Source organism: Streptomyces sp. HUAS MS02 (assembly GCF_055702265.1).
Genome location: NZ_CM146747.1, coordinates 9,318,286 through 9,337,813, shown reverse-complemented (window position 1 = coordinate 9,337,813; position 19,528 = coordinate 9,318,286). Strand labels below are relative to the sequence as shown.

Below are 19,528 nucleotides of genomic sequence, written 5' to 3'. Positions count from 1 at the left end.
TCCCGTAGTTCAGTCAACACGCCCGAGCCTGGACTGTGGATCCAGTACGACTTCGGGGACAGGCCGACCATCGCCGGCCGCAAGACCATCCTGTGGTGCGCCTGGCCGGGGTGCCGGCGCTTTCCCGGCGGCCGTAGGCGTCTGGCCAGTGTTCAGCCGACTTCGATGAAATCCAGTTCGGCGAAGAGTGTGCCTTTGGACAGGGTGATGGTGTTCCAGCCGGTCTTCAGCGTGATGGGCTTGGTGGCTGTCTGCCAGCTGCTCCAAGAGGTGTGAGGGTAGTGGAGGGTGCCGGTATCGGTTCCGTTGACGGACAGGCGGTGGGTTGCCGGGGCTGGTGAACCTCCTGTGTCCCGTGAGCCGTTCGCGAAGCGCACGGAGAGTGTGTGGGTACCTGCGGAGGCGGCGAATACCCGGAATGTGACGTGGCTGTCGGCGTGGTCGATGTGGCCGACCACCTTGCCGTCGGATGCTTCGGGAGCAGCGCGGACGGTTGCGTTGTGCACGTGTGCGTTCTCTGCCTGGTAGACCACTTTGCTGCCGCGTACCACTGGGTAGCCGTTGGCCCAGCCCAGGTCGGCCAGATGCATGACCCGGCTTGTTCCGTTCCAGCCGTGGAAGACGATGCGGTCGTGCCCGTCGGGGCCCGCGACCACGTCCTGCCCTCCGGGGCCCTGCACGGTGTCGGAGAAGCTGTTCGTCGTCATCAGGGGCCGTGGAGCCTTGGTGTAGGGGCCGGTCAGGCTCGGGGACACGGCATAGCCGGTTGCGTACGCGCTGCCGTCGTAGGCATTCGCGGAGTAGAAGAGGACGTAGCGCCCGGCGCGCTTGATCAGCGTGGGGGCCTCCACGAGGTGGTTCTCCCAGGGCTGGTCCTGGCGGATCAGCCGGATCGGATCTCCGGTGACGAGGGTGCCGTCCCACGAGGTGGGCTGGAGGTGCAGCCAGGTGTCCTTGTCGAGGTGACAGCAGTTGCCGTCGTTCTTCCACAGGATGTAGCGCCGCCCGCCCTCGGTGTAGGTGGAGGCGTCAATGGCGCCGCCCGCCGGTGCCGGGCAGATCAGCGGAGCGTCACCGACCGGGTGGAAGGGACCGTCCGGCGAGACCGACCTGGCCACACCGATGCACTGCCGGTCGCTGGCCCGGTCTCGGGCGGTGTACTGCATCGTGAAGCCGCTGCCGTTGTCGAAGACCTCTGGTGCCCACACGAGATCGGGCCGGGACAGAGCCCACCCGCCGAGGGCGGGCAAGACGTCCCGGTCATCAAGAGTCCAGTGCCGCAGGTCACGTGAAGTGGCGTGTTGGACATGGCGGCCGCCGCTGTTGGTGGCGTAGGCGTGGTAGATGCCGTCGGCCCTGACGATGTCCGGGTCAGCGAAGTCATGGTCGATCACGACCGGCGGCGATCCGTTCACGGCAGTTGCGGGGTGTCCGGCGGCGAGACATATGGCAGCTGTCATCAGAGCGAGTGTTCTCCCCCACCGGCGGATCATGTGCGGGACGGGCATAGGGCCCTCCTGAAGTTCAGGGCATGGATGATCGAGGTGTGAAGGCTGTGCGTGATGGCGCGGGTTCAGGTCAGCTCGATGCCGTCCAACTCGGTGAAGAGGTCACCTCTGGAGAATCGGATCGTGTTGCTGCCTTCGCGGAGGACGACCGTCACCGGTTCGGTCATCCGCCAGTTCTCCCAGCCGGTGTACTGGTAGTGGACGGGGTTCGCGACGACGCCGTTGACCGACAGGCTGTGCGAAGCGCATGACGGACCGTCGGCGTCGTCCTGTGAGCCGTTGCTGAACCGCACGCGCATAGCCCGGGGGCCCGCCGACGCCGCGACGAGGGTGAACTCGACGAAGCTGTCGCGGTAGTCCATGCGGGCGATGGCCTTACCGCTTCGGGCCCCGATGGCGTCGCGGACGGTCACCTGGTTGATCCGCGCCTTCTCCGCCTCGTGGAAGACGGCGCGCCGCTCGTCCGTCGCGTTGACTGAAGCCGCCTTCCCCTCCGAAGCCTTGCCCTTGTTCCAGCTCATGGACTCGGCGGCGAACTGCACCCCGTACGCGGCCAGAGCGGCACCGACCACCACGGTGCTGACCACTACGGCGATGCCCCTGAGCCGGGGGCGGGACAGGCCGGTCGGCAGCCTCAGGTGGCGCCGGAGGGGGCCCGGAGCAGCAGAGCGCGGGCCGTCCGCCGGCGCGGACGCAGGCGTGGAAATGCCTGCGGACGGGGCCGGCGACATCCCGGAAGCCCTCTCCCACAGGCCGCGGAACTCGCTCGGTTCGCCGTCGAGCGCCTGGCAGATCTCGACGACCACAGCCCAGGGCACGACGGCGTCACCGCGGAAGTAGCGCGACAGTGACGAATCGCTGACGTGAACCTGTTTCTCCAGCTCTCGCAGCGTGCGCCCCGACTGGTGCTGCAGAGCACGCAGCGCCGCGCCGAGCTGTCGCTGCGCGGCCAGGCGGTCACTCTGTCCGCTGTCGGTCATGGCGGACGTCTCCTGAGGTTCGGCCACGGTGTCCCGTTGGCTGCTTCATGGCCTGGGACGAGCTGCCCCAGCAGGTCAGGACTGTATTTATGGCGACATACGAGGTGCAACCGGCCTGGGGCGGTGACCGGTTGCAGAGTCGATTCACCAGGTGCACAGTTCACCCGGATGGCCGCATCAGACGTGTATGGCCCGGCCGAAGGCGGGCCGCGGTGCGCTCAGCCCGAGAAGGGCTGAGCGCACACCCTGTGACGGGTCAGTCGCCGTACTGGACAGGCCGGTAGGCCCGGTACTCGCTGCCCGCGTTCAGGCCGTAGGTCAGCGTCCGGTGCGTGGTGCCGGGGCCGCCGCGCTGCTCGTAGGCCAGGTAGGAGGTGTGGGCCGGGTCGTTCCACCGTTCGAAGATGACGACGTGCCGGGTGTTGCTGTTGCCGAGGGCGTCGATGACGAGGTCACCGGGCTGGAGCTCGGCCATCGCGATGGGGCGGGTGAGGTTCCGGTTGGTGGCCAGCCCCACGGTGTTGGTTCCGGGCGCCGGCAGGCCGAGTGCCATGGAGGCGTAGCCGGAGCAGTCCTGCCGGTAACCGTCCCGCCAGTGCGCGGACTGGCTGTAGGGGACGGGGCGACCGCCGTTGGCGGTGAGCCAGGTCGCTGCACGCTCCAACGTCTGCTGCCGCGAGCCGGTCGGGGAACCACCGCCGGGATCGCCCTGTACGGGGACACCGGGAAGCCGGTCCTCGGGGATGTCCACCGCGACGACGGTCAGGAAGCCCGTGACGGGTGAGGTGATGCGGGCCATGAAGGTGGAGCAGGCACTGCCCTCGCACACTCGGCGGCCGGTGTTGACCTGGTAGTCGGCGGTGATGCGGTCCTGACCTGCCGAGTTCTTGTTGATCATGCCGACGGAGGGTGAGTTGATGTCCGGCGTTGCGTGCACGACCCATCGCGTCCCCCAGGTGGGGAAGGAGGCCGCGGCCTGGGAGACGCTCGTCGGCGTCGCGGTCCGGGCGGTCGTGTTCGTGGCGTTGGCGGGCAGGACGAGAGCCGGGGCCGTCAGGCAGGCGAGGGCAAGGGTGGGCAGGATCCTGCGCAGACTGCCGGAGCGGAGGGACATGGTGGTTCTCCTGGTTCGAGATGTTCGAGGTGGGGTTGCCGGGCGAGAGGTCGGGGTCCGGCCCTCTACTGCCACTGCTGGTTCGCCGAGTTGGTCACGCACGGCAGGGCGACCAGGCGCTTGTTCTCGCCCGGGTCGGCGGCGCACGCCCCGGTCTTCACGTTCTTGAACGTGATACGGCTCTGGGTGAGCTTCTCGACCGTCCACTTCTGGTAGTCGAGTCCGTTGCACGGCCAGGTGCGCAGGCCGGCAGGACTGTCGTCCAGACACCTGCCCGTGGACATGTTCGAGAGCTGCCGGGTGCCGTCGGCGTGCCGAGTGACCACCCACTTCTGGTGGTTGAGCCCGTTGCACTGCCACCCCCGAAGTCCGCCGCCGTCGCTGTCGTCCATGCACAGCCCCGTGTGCACGTTGCGGTACGTCTCCGCGGCCGCCGCGTGGGCGACAGGTGCGGAGATGGCGGACACGGGAGTGAGGGGAGCCGCACCGAGCACGGTCACGGCGGCTGCCGTGAGGGAGGGCAGGGTGATGCGTACGGAAGCCATGTGGAAGTCCCTTCCAAGGGATGGCAGGAGTCGGCCGGAATGGCCACAGGAACCGACGCACGCTCACCGTGGGAGGTGAACCGCTGGGTCGGTGAGATGAGTTTGTGCAGCTCACAGCCCTGCCACAACCTGATCCCGCCTGCTTCACCGATGTCGGGACAGACCCGTTCCTGGCCTGCTGGGGCGATCTTGTCCCGGGACGGGAAGCAGACCGCGAGACAGCGCCGGCGGCCAGTACGGGTGGCGGACAGGTCGGCTGCACGGTCGCGCGGCCTTGGCGCATCCGACTTCGCCGCACGTGTCGCAGGCAGGCCGGCAGAACACACGTGCCCGCTGAAACAGCTTTCGAGGGTGCCGATCACGTGGGTCAGTGGCAATGCGGCAGGTAGTTCGCCCCGGGCGGCCGCGTCTACGTGTGTGGGTACGGGCAGAAACGGGCGTCGGCACGGCACGAGTCCAAGACCGCCGGGGCCGACATGACGATGGACCTGCGCAAGTGCTCCATCGGCCGTGCCCCCGGACGCGTGAATGACGGCAAGACCGGTGCCGGCACACCGACAGCAAGAAGGCATGCACCAACGCTCAGAGGAGTGGCAGCCTGTGGATCATCAAGAGCGTCGGCCTCGTCAGGAGCAACAAGTGACCTCGGTACTCAGCCAGCGCGTGGCACCCGTCCTTCTGCTCCTGCAGGTGGCCTACATCGGTCTCTTCACCGTCCTGACCACGACCCTCCTTCCGGAGACGGCAGAACTCGACCACACCGACACCTCGGCACGCGAGACGGCCCTGTATGCCGCGACCCTGCTCGCCATCGTGGCCGCCCTCCTAGGGGCCGCCGTCCTCCTCGCGCTGGAGAAGACTCGCGCACGTATCCCGCGGGCAGTGCGCGCGGGATGGCTGGGGGCCGTCGCGCTGGGCCAGGTCGCCATCACCGCACGCGCACTGATCAACGTCTTCGGCCAAGACCCCGGCCCGGACGTCGTGTTCGGTGTCGTCATGGCGGTGGCCGGCCTGGGCATCGCCGGCGCGTGCATCATCGAGGCCCGCGGATCCGCACCGATGAGACCGAACGTCCAGGCATAGGTGGCCTCCCTGACCCATAGCCGCCACCGTCTGGCAGGCAGACCCTCGGATCAGGAGGTTGAGGCCGCTACTTCGCACCGTGGGTCAGAGATGGGACACCGGGGCCTTGATCCCCGTGGGTTCAAGGAAACCGAAGGTCCTTCAGCCTGAACCCACGGGCGCACCGGTCTGCTTCAGGTCGGTAGACCCGTGGGTTCGGTCGGAACACGAGGGTGCTGCGTGAGTCGAAGAGCTTCGGTCGTGACATCAGCGTCGACCTGCGCCTGTGTTCTGTCGCCGTATTCGAGGACGTCGTAGTCGTCGTCCAGGTTGGCGAGTTGCTCGGCCAGAGGCAGCTCGTGCCCGAAGCGCTGATGGATCCTGAAGGCCAGCTCGCGTGGCGTCAGTTCGCCGGCCAGCATCCGGGCGGCAAGTGCTCGCGCCGCGGCTTCCTGTCCAGCAACGCTGCCCGCTGGGTGGAAGGTGAGGCCCAGTTCGTCGAGTGCCGGGGGAAGGAGGTCGGGGACGTCGTAGTCCGCCTCCGCGCGCGTGCACGCGGCCAGGATCCGTAGGGCAGGACTGTCGAGGCCGGCAACGAGTGCATCACAGGCAGCGGTGACGACGTCGGTTGCGCGGATCTCGCCCATGCTCCAGAGAACGGCGCGGTCCTGAAGCTCGCGGGCGGCTGATTCGGTCGACGGCATGGGGCCATGATCTCGTCATGGGGTTAAGCAGGTCGAGCGGGTTTCACTGCGAAGCCTGCTCGGCTTCTTCGCCCAAAAGCGCTCGTGCTGAGTCCGCGTAGCGGATGGCGGTCTTCTCGTCGATGCCGAAGACGAGTGCGAGGTGGAGGGGGTCGGCGCCGTGGGTGAGGGCCTCTTCGAGCTGGCGGTCAACGCGGAGCCGTTCCAGGGGGCGGTGAGGTTGCGGGGGGCCCGGGTGGTCCAGAGCTTGCCGGCCGGGCCGAGTTCGACGGCGGTCTTCTGGGTGATCAGCAGGTGGGGGTTGGCCGTGTTCGGCCAGCGGCTGTGTCGGTGGCCGAGCCAGTCCAGGACAGCACGGCGGGTGAGGTCGTCGAGCGGGCGGATGTGGCCGCCGACGGTGATGCGCCGGTTGCCCAGGTCGACGTCGTCCAACTGCATGGGGCGGATCATCTTCGGCCGTGCCGCGTGAACGGCGGCCAGGGCGACGATGAGCCGGACGTCCGGGGGCTCGCTGCGGCGATGGCCTCGTCGATGTCCGCCTGGACGAGGGCTTGGAGGACGCCGCCGGTCTGCCGAGGGACACGGATGCGGATCATGGGATTGCGGAAGATCTGACTGTTCTTCTTCGCGTGCCGGAACAGTGACCGCAGGGCGACGATCCGCCTCTCGCGCTGCTTGCCGGTAGCGGCGTCCCGGACCGCGATGATGTCCTCCCGGGGGACCTCTCGCAGGTGGTCGTAGCGGCTGGACCACTCCAGCAGCACCGGCTGGACTTCCCCCCAGGCAGGCCCGTGCCGTATGCCGGGAGCGAGGCTCAGACCGGGGGCCGCCGTCGAGGAGAGTGCGAACCCAGGCTTCGACGGCGCGATGAATGCCCGTGGGGATCCCATCGAGTTTCCGTTCCCGCCACCGGTCGACGGCAGGGGCCCGGTCATCGGCGAACAGGCCGAGACGGTCGAGGACTTCGGCAGTCCGCACGACCGGAAGCCCCCGGACTCGCAGGGCCGGGAAGAGTTCGGAGTACCGGATCGACTCGCCGTCGCGGAAGCCGGACAGCACGATGACCAGGGCTCGGTTCACGTCGCTGGCGATCCAGCGGCTCCAGCCGCGGGACTCTCCCAGCGCCCGAGCGGCATGCCGGGCCCGGACCAGCCAGGGGTTGGCCAGGTCGGCATGGAGTTCCCGGTCGAACCGGCGGAAGTCCCGAGTGGCAGTGAACAGCGTCAGTTGCGTCGTGGTGATCACGCGGTGTGGTTCGGGAACCGGTGGCGGCTCCAGCACGCGCCGCCCGGCCTTGCCGACCCGGGGCCCTCCGTTCTTGGGCCGCTGGAGGTTCGCGAAGAACAAGGTCGAGTTTGCATGCCCCGCTCACCCTGAGTCCGACCTGCGGCATCAGCTTCGATGCGGTGTAGTTCCGCGCGGTGGGGGGGGCGAACTTGCGGTAGGTTGCCAGCTCGCCGCCCCAGCCGGTGAACAGTGTCTTGATCTCCGGCGCGGTCGGCGGGATCCGCAGGAACGGCGTCCTTGGATCCCCGCGGGCGGTTCCTCTCGTCGATCGGGCACTCGACGACCCGACCGGTCATGCGGTGGATCTCGACCTTGTGCCGCAGCTCCAGGAACAGGAAGTACGTGGTCAGCGCCTGCGCGCGGGCCAGCCGGGTGCCGCTCGGCGAGCCCCGCAGCACCTTCCCGAAGTACCCGTCGGCATCGGCCGGCTCCATATCCCACAGCTGCTGGCCGAACCAGGCCCGCATCTGGTCCAGGTGCCCGACGTCCCCGCGGATGGTGCCGTCCGCCAGCCCTGCCGAGGCTCGCGAGAGGACGAACCCGGCGAGCACGTCGGTCTCGAACTGCTCCAGTTCCTCCGCCGAGACCGGATCGCGGAACTCGCGCAGATCGCGTACGGCTGCCAGCAGCAACCCGAGCCTCCTCGCCTTCACGCCGATCACAGCTCGATCGGACGAAGTGAGAGCGCTTCAAGAATCCTGAAGTTACGTCACCAGCTCCAAGAACACCCCAAGGAGACAGAACACCCTGGCCACCGGGGCAGGCACTCAGCGGGGCTCAGAGGAACTCACGGGATGTCGCACAGAGGGCGTGAAGGGTTCGAGATCACCTTCCGGCAGTCGGTTCACTACGTGGGCCGCGCGACGGAGTGGAGCGCCTCCCCAGCAGTACCCCCACCGCGTCGGCGAAGGACAGGACGATCGGTTCCGCCGCCGTCGTCGCGGGGTAGCGGGAGCGCAGGAAGAGGCCCTCATGGGTGCGGGAGAACCAGAACTGTGCGTCGTCGGCCACCGTCACGCTGCTGATGTGGTGGGCCCGGCGGGCGAGGTGGGTGGCGGAGCCGGAGAAGCGGCGGTAGTCGATGTAGGAGGCCATGAAGACGTCGGTCCGGGTGCGCCGGAAGCTGTCGCCAAGGGCCGGGAGGACCTGCGCGACCGGTAGTTCGGCCAGGGCGCGAGCCTTGCGGAACGCGGCCCGGGTCCGCGATGACCCTTCGGCGGGGTCGGTCGCGTCGCTGACGTCGAGAGTGAGCGGGGCGACGGTGGTGAACCAGCCCATCGCATGCTGCCACCGCTCCTCATGGCGCGTGTGGAGCGGGACGAGCAGCCTGATCACCTTGTCCGCGCCGAGCCGGTGTGCGGCCAGGCCGAGGGCGGTGAGCAGGCCGGTGAAGACGCTGCCTCCGGCCGCTCGGCAGCGGCGTTCGAACTCGTCGGTGGCGTCGGAGTCCAGGAGCCGGCGGACATCGGTGCCCTGCGGGGCCCGTTCGCCGGGTGCCATGCCCAGCGGGAGCGGGAACGACGGGGTGGTGCCGTCGCAGTCGGCGAAGAAGGACGACCAGGACTGGACGAGAGGGTCGGCGAAGTCCGAAAGAGAGCTTGAAGACTGCTCCTGTTCGAGGGCGCAGTAGTCCACGAAGCTGCCCGTGGGCGGAAGAGACGACGCCGGGCGGCCGGTGTAGAGCTCGTGCAGTTCGTGCACCGCCACCGCCAGCGAGTAACCGTCGGCGTCGCAGTGGTCGAAGCCGCAGACGACGGTGCCACCGTCGGGGCGCAGGATCGCCGCGAAGACGTAGGAGGGCCAGGACATCGGGCGGCAGTTGGCCGCCAGACGGTTTCTGAGCCATGTACGCAGCTCCTCGCCGGTCGCGTACGTCTCACCGTCGCGTACCATCACCAACTCAAGCTTCTCGGCGGGCAGTACGAACCGCTCGGGTCCCGCGGGCCCGGCCGAACGGAATCCACTGCGCAGCGTCTCGTGCCGGCCCGCGAAGGTCTCGAAGGCCGTGCGCAGGGCCTCCGTGTCGACTGGCCCGCTGATGTCGAAGGCGCACGCCAGCCAGTGGCCCGGGGCCCCCGCCAGGTGGAACCGCTGGTTGAAGGACGGCGGTACTGGGGAGGCGGGAGCGACGTCCGCAACGGCCAGGGTCGCGGCGGACGTCGCGAACTCCACGACCCGGCCGGGCGCGGGGACGAAACGGTCGATCGTGGTCACGTGCACGGTGAATCAGGCCCTGCCCGTGCCGTATTCACCAGTGCGCGCGATCTCGCGCAGCACGTCCCGCAGATGTCCGAAGAACCGCGGCACATTGCCCCGGGCGGCCTCGGTGTCCGGATACCTCGTCTTCAGATAGGTGCGACCTCGCAGCCGGTTCACCCAGATCGGTACCTCCCTGCTGTCCCCGGGCCCCACCAGCGCGTTGCAGTTGGCCGCTGCCCAGTCCTTCGACCCGGGCGCGTGCCGCACGTCGATGTACGAGGTCATGGGCGGCACGGCCGCGGCGTCCGACTGCACGGTGGCGGACAGCCCCGGCATCAGTTCCGCCACCCGCAGAGGCGACACCCGCGCCAGCTCCCGCGCTCCGTCGAAGGCCCGCTGCGCATCGCGCACGACCTGGCTGAACGGGCTCCCGCCGACCGGGAACTCGACCGGCGCCAGATTGATGAACCAGCCCTGGGTGTACTGCCAGCGTGCTTCGTCCCGGGTATGGACGACGGTCAGCCCCCGGTAGGACTCATGGCCGCCGAGTTCGTATCCGCTGAGGGCCAGGGCCGCCAGCAGCCCGGCCGAGAAACCGGCCCCTTGCGCCTTGCACGCCTTGGAGAACGCCTCGGCCTCCGCCGTATCCAGCAGATCCATCTCGATCGGGATGCTGGGGTACGTCTTCCCCGGCTCCACTCCGATGTCCAGCGGGAACGTGGGCGGCGGCCCGGCCAGGTAGAACTCCAGCCAGCGGCGTACCTCGGGCGAGTCCACGGTGATCGCCGCGGACCGTTCGCGGTCGAGGGCACAGTAGTCGACATAGCTGCCGACGGCGGGCAACTCCGCCTTGATTCCGCTCACTTCGGCCTCGTACAGCGTGCGCAGTTCATCGAATACCAGCACGACCGAGAACCCGTCGGAGTGGGTGTGGTCGACGGCGAAGAACACCGTGGACGCGGTCCCGTCGTCACGTACGACGGCGCCGGCGACGAACGGCGGCCAGCGCAGTGGGTCCGTGCCGTTGTCGAACAGCTTCACCAGGTGGTCGCGGACGGCGGACCCCGAGCCGTAAGAGCCGAGGGTGACCGGCTCCAACAGGGATGACAACGTTTCCGTCTCCGGGTTGAGCGCATGGCGCCGCAGGCGTGGAAGGGTATCCGCACCCGTTGCGACCGTTTCCACGTCGAACCAGGTCAGCAGCGTGGGATGGCGACGTACCCACTTGTCCAGCGCCATCGCCATCGCCTTGGTGTCGAGTCTGCCGGGCACGTCGAACACGATGCCCAGCCACCCCGAGTGCCGTTTGCCCGCGATCTGGTTGGCCAGCCGCCGCCAGATGTGGTTCTCCTGTACATAGGACGGCGGTGCCGGGTGCTCGGGCGCCGTGGCGGTGAGCGCCAGTACCGCAGCGGGTACCCTGAATTCGACCAGTTCACCGGGTTCCGGAGTGTATTCGAGAATCGGTGTCATCAGCATGTTGCGGATTCCTTTCCTCGACAGTCTTCACTGCCTTCGTTGGCGATCTGTTCCATGAGCCATCCGGCCTGTTCGATATAGCGTGGAACGGCGGTTCTGATGCCCTCGATATCTGGGTACCGGAAACTCAGGTAGACGCCGTGGCGTGAGCGCATGATCCAGAGGAAAACTTCGTGGGGATGTATCCTGCGGCTACGCAGCGCGAACGCCCGCCATTCGCCCCACTGTTCCGCGCCCGGAGTTCTGCGTATATCCATGTACGAGACCATGAACCGTGGTTCGAGTGGCATCCCGAGTAATTCGGTGATGCGGGGAAGCGGCACGGCCGCCAGGGGTTTCGCGCGTTTCAACGCCAGGCCGGCTTCCGCCATCACTTCACGGAAGGCGTCGGTGCCGCGCACCGCGAATCCGACCGGCGCCAGTCCGACGTACCAGCCGACCGACTGGGCCCACTGCGGATCGGTCCGGGTGTGGAAGGGTGCGATCGCACGGAACTGCTGCTGCCCCGTGTTCTCGTGCGCCACGATCGCCAGGCACGCGAGCGCCCCGGAGAAGAAGTTCCCGCCCTCCCTGACGCAGGCGTCCTGGAAGGCCTGTGCCCCCTGCGCGTCGAGGAGCCACTCGCAGCCGCCGGCCTGCGCCTGGGCCCCGGCGTGTCCATGGCCCAGGCCCTGACCGGTGACGTCGCCGACGGCCCTGGTACCGCTCGCCGGTGTGCCCGGCGGAGCTGGGAAGCCCGGCAACTCCCCGCCGTTCGTCGCGACGAAGTCGCGCCACCCGGCGACCGCCTCATGCTCGCTGTGCACCAGCGCCGCGCCCGCCCGCTCGCTCCCGGCGAAGTCGAGAAAGCTCCCCACCTCGGCCAGTTCCGCAGGCCTGCCCCGCAACGCTGCCGCGTACAGCTCACGGATCTCGTGTGCGATGAGAAAGATGGAGTAGCCGTCCACGTTGGAGTGGTCGAAGCCCACATAGAGCGTGGTGGATTCGGTGTCGGTGTGTCCGACGGTGGCGAAGACGAACGACGGCCAGGTGAGCGGATCCGTCTCCTGGTCGAACAATGCCTCGATACGGTGCGAGAGTTCGTCGCCGCTCGGAAAGTCACCGACGACGGTACGCAGCATGGCAACCGTCCCCGCCCGCAGCGTCGCCCGGCTCACCCGACCGCCCATGGGCCCGGCACCGGGCCCGCCGTGGGGGAGCAGTCGGCTGCGCAGCGATTCGTGCCGGTCGATCCAGCCGAGCAGTGCCCGCTCCAGGGCGCCGGCGTTCAGTTCTCCGGGCAGTTCGAAGACGGTCGCCAGCCAGGAGGGTGGGCGCGGGCCGGGGCCGGTGATGCGTGCTTCCCTGATGTGCGCCTCCTGGAGGTACGACGCCGGTCGTGGATCCGGTATCCAGGGGGTCGAGTGGGGTCCTGCGGGCGCGGGTCGCCAGACGGTGAGCAGTCCTGGCAGGACATCAAGGTCGTGCATATCGATGAATTTCACGTGTCTGCCTGTCGCTCGTAAACGATGTGGGGTGGCGTGAGCGTAAAGAGCAGTCGATTGTCCGGACGGGCGTCATTGTGTGACTTCCGCTGTTAACATGGCAGCAATGTTTCACTGAGCCGGAATGCGTTCAGCAGCCGGGACGGGATGTTACTCAGCAGTCGGTGTAATTTGCAAGGGGGTGATTTATGAGGTATTCACCGGTCATTTACGGTAGGCCCGTGGGGCGTTTCGCACTCGGGAATTCCGCTGGCCGATGCGAATGGGGAGGGATTTTTGGTCATGACTTCCGGGATACCGGAGGCGTTCGTCGGCCTATGGGTCGCGGGGCGGCTCGAATCTGGGTCGACTCCTTGGACGCCTTCATGCCGGCGAACATGGGTGGGTGTTCAGTCGCGAATGTCGGGACCCTGGTGCGCGGCGAGCGCGCGGCGGTAGCCGTCCGGGGCGGTCTCCCTGGTACGCGCAGGCCCGGCGGGCGCGGTCGCGGGCTCCGGATCGACGTCGGCCGGGTCGGGCACCGGGGCACGTCCTCTTCGCCCAGTCGCAGCCCCTCCCCCGGATCACCGACGACCTGGCGGCCCGCTGCTCGACACCGCTGGGCAGGGCCACCTATCCCTCGGCGGGCGTGGCGATCCTGTACGGCTCGCGCTCGGACTGCGCGCTCGGCAGCGACGCCGACGCCGTTCAGCCGGGTGTCTTCGGGCCCGCGAGGATGCCGACGCTGAAGGACGCGCCGTACGCGGAGGCGTGCCGGGTGCTGCGGAATTGGGACCGGACCGTCGACAGCGACAGCCGGGGCGCGTTGCTCTTCGACCGCTTCTGGAGGCGGCTGAACGCGACGCCACGGTGCCGCGCCCGCAGCTGTGGAAGGTGCCGTTCTCGGCGGCGGACGCGGTCAACACCCCGAACACCCTCAACACCGACGCGCCCGGCTTCGAGACGGCCCTGGCGGAGACGTTGGCGGAACTGCGGGCGGCGGGCGGCGCGTTGGACGCGAAGCTCGGCGACCACCAGTTCGCCGTACGGAACGGATCGCGCGTCCCGGTGTCCGGCGGCACGGAGTCTCTGGGCGTGTGGAACAAGATCGAGTCGGCGTGGCGGTCAGCCGAGGGCGGCTACGCGGAGGTCTCGTCGGGTTCCGGCCACATCCAGGCGGTCGGCTGGGACGGCGACTGCTGCCCGGTGGCCCGCACGCTGCTGACGTACTCGCAGTCGTCCAACCCGAATTCACCCCGCTTCCCTGACCAGACGCGGCTGTTCTCGGTGGAGAAGCGGGTGACCTCCCGGTTCTGCGAGAAGGACATCCTCTCCTCGCCGAAGCTGAAGGTGGTGCGTGTGAGCCAATGAGCGAGGGGGTGTGGTGCCGCCCCGCTCGGGGCGGCACCATTCTTGTGACAGCACCATGCCATTGGCATATCACCCTTCCTCTTGAGGAGGCCCCTCGGTGGCGCAGGACTCGTTACGTCCGGAGACGGACTCGACGACCATGATCGACACGTCGGTGCCGCATTCGGCCCGGATCTGGAACTACTGGCTGGGCGGCAAGGACAACTACCCGGTCGACCACGCGGCGGGCGACGCCTTCCGCGCGGTGTTCCCCGGCATCACCGATCTCGCCCGCGACTCCCGGGCGTTCCTCGGCCGGGCGGTCGCCTTCCTGGCCGGTGAGGCGGGGATACGTCAGTTCCTGGACATCGGCACGGGGCTGCCGACGGCGGACAACACACACGAGATCGCGCAGCGGACCGCCCCGGACGCGCGGATCGTCTACGTGGACAACGACCCACTCGTCCTGACGCACGCGCGGGCGCTCCTCACCAGCACGCCCGAAGGGGCGACCGACTATGTCGACTCCGATCTGCACGACCCCGAGACCGTGTTGCGGGAAGCCGCGAAGACTCTCGATCTCTCCCGGCCGGTCGGGCTGACGATGATGCAGGTCAGCGGCCACATCGCCGACTACGCCGAGGCTCGCGCCATCGTGGACGCCCTGATGGGCGCGCTGCCGCCCGGGAGTTGGTTCGCGTTCAACGACAGCGTGGACACGCACGAGGCGAACGCCGAGGCCACTCGCCGCTACAACGAGAGTGGCGCGGTCCCCTACTTCCTGCGCAGCCCGGCCGAACTGGCCGGTTTCTTCGACGGATTGGAGCTGCTGGCACCGGGTGTCGTCCCGCTGAACGACTGGCGCCCCGGCCCCGCGACCCCGGTCCACGGCGAAGTCATCGCACTGGGCGGGGTCGCGCGCAAACCGTGACGCGACGTCGATGCCGATGCCGACACCCGTGGCGGTGCCGCGACGCCGTGCCGGTTCCGATGCCGATGCCGATGCCGAAGACGGTGCCACTGCGCCAGTGCCCCGACATCGCAGCCGATACCGGCGCCGATGCCGTCCGGGGTCTCAGACGGCTTTCTCCCGGCCCTCCCAGTACGGCTCCCGCAACCGCCGTTTGTAGAGCTTGCCGTTGGGGTCGCGGGGCATCGCCTCGGTGAAGTCGACGCTCCTCGGGCGCTTGTACCCGGCCAGTCGGCGGGCGCAGTGGGCCAGGATCTCCTCGGCCAGGACCGGCCCCGGTGTGAACCCGGGGGCCGGTTCGACCACGGCCTTGACCTCCTCGCCCCAGTCGTCGTGCGGGATGCCGAAGGCGGCGGCGTCGGCGACGGCGGGATGGGTGAGCAGGGCGGCCTCGATCTCGGCGGGGTAGATGTTGACGCCGCCGGAGATGATCAGGTCGATCTTGCGGTCCCGGAGGAAGAGATAGCCGTCCTCGTCGAGAACACCGAGGTCGCCGACGGTGAAGAAGTCCCCGATGCGGTTCTTCCGCGTCTTGCCCTCGTCCTTGTGGTACGAGAAACCGCCGGTGCTCATCTTCATGTAGACGGTGCCGAGTTCACCGGGCGGCAGCCGGTTGCCGTCGTCGTCGAAGACCGCGAGCTCGCTGATGGGCCAGGCCTTGCCGACCGTGCCGGGCTTCTTCAGCCAGTCCTCGGCGGTGGCGAAGGCGCCGCCGCCCTCGCTGGCCGCGTAGTACTCCTCGACGCACTCGCCCCACCACTCGATCATGGCCCGCTTCACATGGTCCGGGCAGGGCGCGGCCCCGTGGATGGCGTGCCGCATCGACGACACGTCGTAGCGGGAGCGCACCTCCTCCGGGAGCGCGAGGAGCCGGTGGAACTGGGTCGGCACCATGTGGGTGTGCGTGCAGCGGTGGGCGTCGATGGCGCGGAGCATCCCCTCGGGCGTCCACTTGTCCATCAGCACCAGACGGTGTCCGATGTGCAGGGACGCGCCGGCGAACTGCAGGACGGCCGTGTGGTAGAGCGGCGAGCAGACCAGGTGGACGTTGTCGTCGAACGGCCGGATGCCGAAGATGCCGAGGAAGCCGCCGAGGTAGGACTCCTCGGGGAGTTTGCCGGGCAACGGACGGCGGATGCCCCGGGGGCGGCCGGTGGTGCCCGAGGTGTAGTTCATGACCCAGCCGAGGGTGCGTTCCGAGGGCGCCGACTCAGGCTGTCCGTCCGGGAGTTCGGCGTACGGCCGGAAGCCCTCGACCGTGCCGACCGCATAGCGCCGGTTCTCGGGGAGCTTCGCCTCGTCGGCGGCGTTCCGGGCGGCGTCGGCGAACCGCTCGTGCGCGATGAGCACCTTGGCGCCGGAGTCGGAGACGATCCACGCTATCTCGGGGCCCACGAGGTGGTGGTTGACGGGCACGAGGTAGAAGCCGGCCTGGGTGGCGGCCAGGTAGGCGACGAGGAACTCGACGCCGTTGGGCAGGACGACCGCGAAGGCGTCGCCGCGTTCGAGGCCGGCCGCGCGCAGTCCGTGGACCAGCCGGTTGGTCTCGGCGTGCAGCCGTCCGGCGGTCCACTCCTCCCCGTCGGGCGCGACGAGCACCGTACGGTCGGGGTCCGCGGTGGCCTGGGCCCAGAAGCCCTGGGGAGGCTGGCTTCGGAGGGCTTGCCCTGGGGAGGCTTGGCCCTGGGAGGCTGGGCCTGGGGAGGCTTGACTCACTGTCCCTCGCTCCTTCCGGCGATCCGGTTGACGCGGTCCACGGCCTTCTCGAAGCCCCGGGTGAGGTCGTCGAAAACGGCCTGGACGCTGCGTTGGCTGTTCATCCGGCCGACGATCTGCCCGACCGGGGTGCCGAGCAGCGGCTCCACCTCGTACTTCTGGATGCGGGACACCGCCTCGGCGACGAGCAGGCCCTGCAGGGGCATGGGGAGGGTGCCCGGCCCGGTGGGGTCGTCCCAGGCGTCGGTCCATTCGGTACGCAGCTGGCGGGCGGGTTTCCCGGTGAGGGCACGGGAGCGGACGGTGTCGCCGGAACCGGCGGCGAGCAGCTTCTCGATCAGCCGGGGCGAGGGCAGTTCGGCCTCGGTCGTGGTCAGCCAGAGCGAGCCGAGCCAGACGCCCTCGGCGCCCAGCGCGAGGGCGGCGGCCACCTGTTGTCCGCTGCCGATGCCCCCGGCGGCCAGCACCGGCAACGGGGCGACGGCGTCGACGACTTCGGGGGTCAGCACCATGGAGGCGATCTCGCCGGTGTGGCCGCCGGCCTCGTAGCCCTGGGCCACGACGATGTCGATACCGGCGTCCGCGTGCTTGCGGGCGTGGCGGGCGCTGCCGGCGAGCGCGGCGACGAGGACCCCCCGCTCATGGGCGCGGTCGACGACATCGGCGGGCGGGGAGCCGAGGGCGTTGGCGAGCAGCTTGATCGGGTAGTCGAAGGCGACGTCGAGCTGGCTGCGGGCGACCTGTTCCATCCAGCCGGTGATGCGCCAGCCGGAGGCCTCCCCCTCGGCGAGTTCGGGGACGCCGTACTGGGCGAGGGTGTCCTTGACGAACTGCCGGTGCGACTCGGGGATCATCGCCTCGATGTCGGCCTCCGTCACGCCCTCGACCTTCTTGGCCGGCATCACGACGTCCAGGCCGTACGGCATGCCGTCGACATGGGCCTCGATCCAGTCGAGGTCGCGTTTGAGGTCGTCGGGGGCCGTGTAGCGAACCGCGCCGAGCACCCCGAAGCCGCCGGCCCGGCTGATGGCGGCCGCGACCGCGGGGAACGGGGTGAAGCCGAAGACGGCGTACTGGACTCCGAGGGTGTTGCTCAGCTCCGTCTGCATGGTGCGCAGGATGCCGTAGTCCTCCGGACGAGGGAAGGGGTTTTCTGATGCCTCGTCAGATTTGGCTGGGCGGGAGGGTGCGCGGGACTGGGCGCCTACGGGGCGCCTCGGGAGGTTGGGGGGGGCGGGTGCGGGTGGGTGGGGGCTTGTCGCGCAGTTCCCCGCGCCCCTTACGGGGCGGGACCCTGACTGAGTCTGGCCCTGACGGAGTGTGGCCCTGCTGATCGCGGGCAATCAGCAGGGCCCTTCCCCCGTGAACGGCCCCCCGTCGCCGCTCCTGGCGTCGATTTCAGCGCACGGCGCATTGTTTGGCAGGGGGGTCTGGCGACCGGACAATGGTCCGGGTGGTCGGAGGTGCCCCTGTCTCACTCCTCCAGGACGGCCATCGCCGCGTTGTGACCGGGGACGCCGCTCACGCCGCCGCCGCGTACCGCGCCCGCGCCGCACAGCAGGACGTTGGCGTGGCGGGTCTCCACACCCCAGCGGCCGATGCCCTCCTGGGCGTAGGGCCAGGCGAGGTCGCCGTGGAAGATGTTGCCGCCCGGGAGGCCCAGGTCGCGTTCCAGGTCGAGAGGGGTCCTCGCCTCGATGCAGGGGCGTCCGTCGGCGTCCGTGGCCAGGCAGTCCGCGAGGGGCTCGGCAAGATGGGCGTCCAGCTGGGCGAGGGTCGACTTGAGGAGTTCCTCGCGTACGCCGTCGTTGTCGGCCTCGAACAGCCGCGCGGGTGTGTGCAGGCCGAACAGGGTGAGCGTGTGGTAGCCCTGCTCGACGAGGTCCGGGCCGAGGATGGTCGGATCGGTGAGGGAGTGGCAGTAGATCTCGGAGGGCGGGGCCTCGGGCAGTGCGCCGGAGGCGGCCTGGGCGTGGGCGGCCGCCAGTTGGCCGTACCCCTCGGCGATGTGGAAGGTCCCGGCGAAGGCCTCGTGCGGATCGACGGACTCGTCCCGGAGCCTGGGGAGCCGCTTGAGCAGCATGTTCACCTTGAGCTGGGCGCCCTCGGCCGGAGCGGGCGGTTCGTCGCCGGTCAGGGCGGCCAGCTCCCGCGGCGAGGCGTTCACCAGGACGTGCCGGGCGGCGACCGTGCCCTCCGAGTCGGCGGTCCGGTAGGTGATCTCGGCGGACCGGCCGTCCGTGGCGATGTGCCGGGCCTCGTGGCCCGTGGCGATCACGGCACCGGCGTCGCGCGCGGCCCTGGCCAGCGCGTCCGTGAGGGCGCCCATGCCGCCGACGGGCACGTCCCAGGCGCCCGTGCCGCCGCCGATCACGTGGTAGAGGAAGCAGCGGTTCTGGCGCAGCGAGGGGTCGTGGGCGTCCGCGAAGGTGCCGATGAGCGCGTCGGTGAGGACGACACCGCGTACGAGGTCGTCCGTGAACGTCGACTCGACGGCGGCGCCGATCGGCTCCTCGAAGAGCATCCGCCACGCCTCGGCGTCGTCGACGCGTCGGCGCAGTTCGTCCCGGGTGGGGAGGGGCTCGGTGAGCGTGGGGAACACCCGTTCGGCGACTCGGCCCGTCATCCCGTAGAACCGCTGCCAGGCCTCGTACTCGCGGCCCGAACCGGTCAGTCGGCCGAACGCCTCGCGGGTGCGGTGCTCGCCGCCGCCGACAAGCAGTCCGGTGGGGCGGCCGTCGCGTTCGACGGGGGTGTACGAGGAGATCGTGCGGCCGCGGACCCGGAAGTCGAGGTCCAGGTCCCGCACGATCTTCCGGGGCAGCAGGCTGACCAGGTAGGAGTAGCGCGACAGCCGGGCGTCGACGCCGGCGAAGGGGCGTGTGGAGACGGCGGCTCCGCCCGTGTGGTCCAGCCGCTCCAGCACGAGGACGGACCGGCCCGCGCGCGCGAGGTACGCGGCGGCGACCAGACCGTTGTGACCGCCTCCGACGATCACGGCGTCGTAGGAGTCGTGCGACCGGGGCCCGCTCGGGCGTACGGGGCGTGCTGAGGGTGCGGGGGTGGCAGGCATGGCTCTTGGTAACACGCGCCGATCGGGGTCGGCCAGGGGAACGGGTCAGGCGGATCAACAGCGGGCGGCGGGGGCCCG

Annotated in this window: 16 protein-coding genes and 1 pseudogene; 3 read left to right on the top strand and 14 right to left on the bottom strand. The window is 69.3% G+C overall.

All coding sequences use genetic code 11. From position 1 onward, the window contains the following. Positions 1-152 precede the first annotated feature (152 nt). The 4 genes from ACZ9QC_RS40320 to ACZ9QC_RS40305 form a co-directional block, all read right to left on the bottom strand. Positions 153-1,460 (bottom strand): family 43 glycosylhydrolase, encoded by a 1,308-nt coding sequence (locus ACZ9QC_RS40320; protein WP_472917647.1) that lies wholly within the window; start codon positions 1,458-1,460, stop codon positions 153-155. A 113-nt stretch (positions 1,461-1,573) separates the two neighbouring features. After that, positions 1,574-2,488, bottom strand: a complete 915-nt coding sequence (locus ACZ9QC_RS40315; protein ID WP_472917646.1) for a helix-turn-helix domain-containing protein — start codon at positions 2,486-2,488, stop codon at positions 1,574-1,576. 256 nt (positions 2,489-2,744) lie between these two features. Continuing rightward, the gene (locus tag ACZ9QC_RS40310; protein WP_472917645.1) at positions 2,745-3,602 is read right to left on the bottom strand and encodes an NlpC/P60 family protein; all 858 of its coding nucleotides are present in this window, start codon (positions 3,600-3,602) and stop codon (positions 2,745-2,747) included. A gap of 65 nt (positions 3,603-3,667) precedes the next feature. Further along, positions 3,668-4,147: an RICIN domain-containing protein gene (locus ACZ9QC_RS40305; RefSeq protein ID WP_472917644.1), complete on the bottom strand. Its 480-nt coding sequence runs from the start codon at positions 4,145-4,147 to the stop codon at positions 3,668-3,670. A gap of 639 nt (positions 4,148-4,786) precedes the next feature. Here ACZ9QC_RS40305 and ACZ9QC_RS40300 point away from each other — a divergent pair. After that, entirely contained in the window at positions 4,787-5,230 is a 444-nt protein-coding gene (locus ACZ9QC_RS40300; RefSeq protein ID WP_472917643.1) for a hypothetical protein, read from the top strand. A gap of 173 nt (positions 5,231-5,403) precedes the next feature. Here ACZ9QC_RS40300 and ACZ9QC_RS40295 read toward each other — a convergent pair whose 3' ends face one another. From ACZ9QC_RS40295 to ACZ9QC_RS40265, 7 genes are all read right to left on the bottom strand, one after another. Beyond that, the gene (locus tag ACZ9QC_RS40295; RefSeq protein WP_472917642.1) at positions 5,404-5,913 is read right to left on the bottom strand and encodes a hypothetical protein; all 510 of its coding nucleotides are present in this window, start codon (positions 5,911-5,913) and stop codon (positions 5,404-5,406) included. A gap of 15 nt (positions 5,914-5,928) precedes the next feature. Beyond that, positions 5,929-6,351, bottom strand: coding sequence for a hypothetical protein (locus ACZ9QC_RS40290; RefSeq protein WP_472917641.1), 423 nt, complete (start codon positions 6,349-6,351; stop codon positions 5,929-5,931). Positions 6,352-6,359: 8 nt separating this feature from the next. Next, positions 6,360-6,803: a hypothetical protein gene (locus tag ACZ9QC_RS40285; protein ID WP_472917640.1), complete on the bottom strand. Its 444-nt coding sequence runs from the start codon at positions 6,801-6,803 to the stop codon at positions 6,360-6,362. Positions 6,804-7,154: 351 nt separating this feature from the next. Next, positions 7,155-7,862: a hypothetical protein gene (locus ACZ9QC_RS40280; RefSeq protein WP_472917639.1), complete on the bottom strand. Its 708-nt coding sequence runs from the start codon at positions 7,860-7,862 to the stop codon at positions 7,155-7,157. Positions 7,863-8,025: 163 nt separating this feature from the next. Next, the gene (locus ACZ9QC_RS40275) at positions 8,026-9,414 is read right to left on the bottom strand and encodes a condensation domain-containing protein (protein WP_472917638.1); all 1,389 of its coding nucleotides are present in this window, start codon (positions 9,412-9,414) and stop codon (positions 8,026-8,028) included. Between the two features lie 12 nt (positions 9,415-9,426). Beyond that, complete coding sequence (locus tag ACZ9QC_RS40270) at positions 9,427-10,878, bottom strand: condensation domain-containing protein (protein ID WP_472917637.1); 1,452 nt, start codon at positions 10,876-10,878, stop codon at positions 9,427-9,429. Beyond that, complete coding sequence (locus ACZ9QC_RS40265; RefSeq protein ID WP_472917636.1) at positions 10,872-12,347, bottom strand: condensation domain-containing protein; 1,476 nt, start codon at positions 12,345-12,347, stop codon at positions 10,872-10,874. Before ACZ9QC_RS40265 ends, ACZ9QC_RS40270 begins: the two co-directional genes overlap by 7 nt. Before the next feature lie 730 nt (positions 12,348-13,077). Here ACZ9QC_RS40265 and ACZ9QC_RS40260 point away from each other — a divergent pair. Both ACZ9QC_RS40260 and ACZ9QC_RS40255 read left to right on the top strand, forming a co-directional pair. Then, positions 13,078-13,712, top strand: a pseudogene (locus ACZ9QC_RS40260) (penicillin acylase family protein). A gap of 97 nt (positions 13,713-13,809) precedes the next feature. Next, complete coding sequence (locus ACZ9QC_RS40255; protein WP_472917635.1) at positions 13,810-14,622, top strand: SAM-dependent methyltransferase; 813 nt, start codon at positions 13,810-13,812, stop codon at positions 14,620-14,622. 144 nt (positions 14,623-14,766) lie between these two features. Here ACZ9QC_RS40255 and ACZ9QC_RS40250 read toward each other — a convergent pair whose 3' ends face one another. The 3 genes from ACZ9QC_RS40250 to ACZ9QC_RS40240 form a co-directional block, all read right to left on the bottom strand. Beyond that, on the bottom strand, positions 14,767-16,260 hold the full coding sequence (locus ACZ9QC_RS40250) for an acyl-CoA synthetase (RefSeq protein ID WP_472917634.1): 1,494 nt from the start codon (positions 16,258-16,260) through the stop codon (positions 14,767-14,769). 113 nt (positions 16,261-16,373) lie between these two features. Then, entirely contained in the window at positions 16,374-17,486 is a 1,113-nt protein-coding gene (locus ACZ9QC_RS40245; protein ID WP_472917633.1) for a nitronate monooxygenase, read from the bottom strand. 365 nt (positions 17,487-17,851) lie between these two features. Continuing rightward, a complete protein-coding gene (locus ACZ9QC_RS40240; RefSeq protein ID WP_472917632.1) occupies positions 17,852-19,450 on the bottom strand; it encodes a phytoene desaturase family protein in 1,599 nt (532 codons plus the stop codon). Between the last annotated feature and the right edge of the window lie 78 nt (positions 19,451-19,528).

What these genes read in the sequence shown, in the direction of transcription:
- ACZ9QC_RS40305 (WP_472917644.1), bottom strand. Translation starts at nt 4,147, where the DNA reads ATGGCTTCCGTACGCATCACCCTGCCCTCCCTCACGGCAGCCGCCGTG.
- ACZ9QC_RS40295 (WP_472917642.1), bottom strand. Translation starts at nt 5,913, where the DNA reads ATGCCGTCGACCGAATCAGCCGCCCGCGAGCTTCAGGACCGCGCCGTT.
- ACZ9QC_RS40265 (WP_472917636.1), bottom strand. Translation starts at nt 12,347, where the DNA reads ATGCACGACCTTGATGTCCTGCCAGGACTGCTCACCGTCTGGCGACCC.
- ACZ9QC_RS40315 (WP_472917646.1), bottom strand. Translation starts at nt 2,488, where the DNA reads ATGACCGACAGCGGACAGAGTGACCGCCTGGCCGCGCAGCGACAGCTC.
- ACZ9QC_RS40290 (WP_472917641.1), bottom strand. Translation starts at nt 6,351, where the DNA reads ATGCAGTTGGACGACGTCGACCTGGGCAACCGGCGCATCACCGTCGGC.
- ACZ9QC_RS40285 (WP_472917640.1), bottom strand. Translation starts at nt 6,803, where the DNA reads ATGGGATCCCCACGGGCATTCATCGCGCCGTCGAAGCCTGGGTTCGCA.
- ACZ9QC_RS40270 (WP_472917637.1), bottom strand. Translation starts at nt 10,878, where the DNA reads ATGCTGATGACACCGATTCTCGAATACACTCCGGAACCCGGTGAACTG.
- ACZ9QC_RS40320 (WP_472917647.1), bottom strand. Translation starts at nt 1,460, where the DNA reads ATGACAGCTGCCATATGTCTCGCCGCCGGACACCCCGCAACTGCCGTG.
- ACZ9QC_RS40310 (WP_472917645.1), bottom strand. Translation starts at nt 3,602, where the DNA reads ATGTCCCTCCGCTCCGGCAGTCTGCGCAGGATCCTGCCCACCCTTGCC.
- ACZ9QC_RS40245 (WP_472917633.1), bottom strand. Translation starts at nt 17,486, where the DNA reads ATGCAGACGGAGCTGAGCAACACCCTCGGAGTCCAGTACGCCGTCTTC.
- ACZ9QC_RS40240 (WP_472917632.1), bottom strand. Translation starts at nt 19,450, where the DNA reads ATGCCTGCCACCCCCGCACCCTCAGCACGCCCCGTACGCCCGAGCGGG.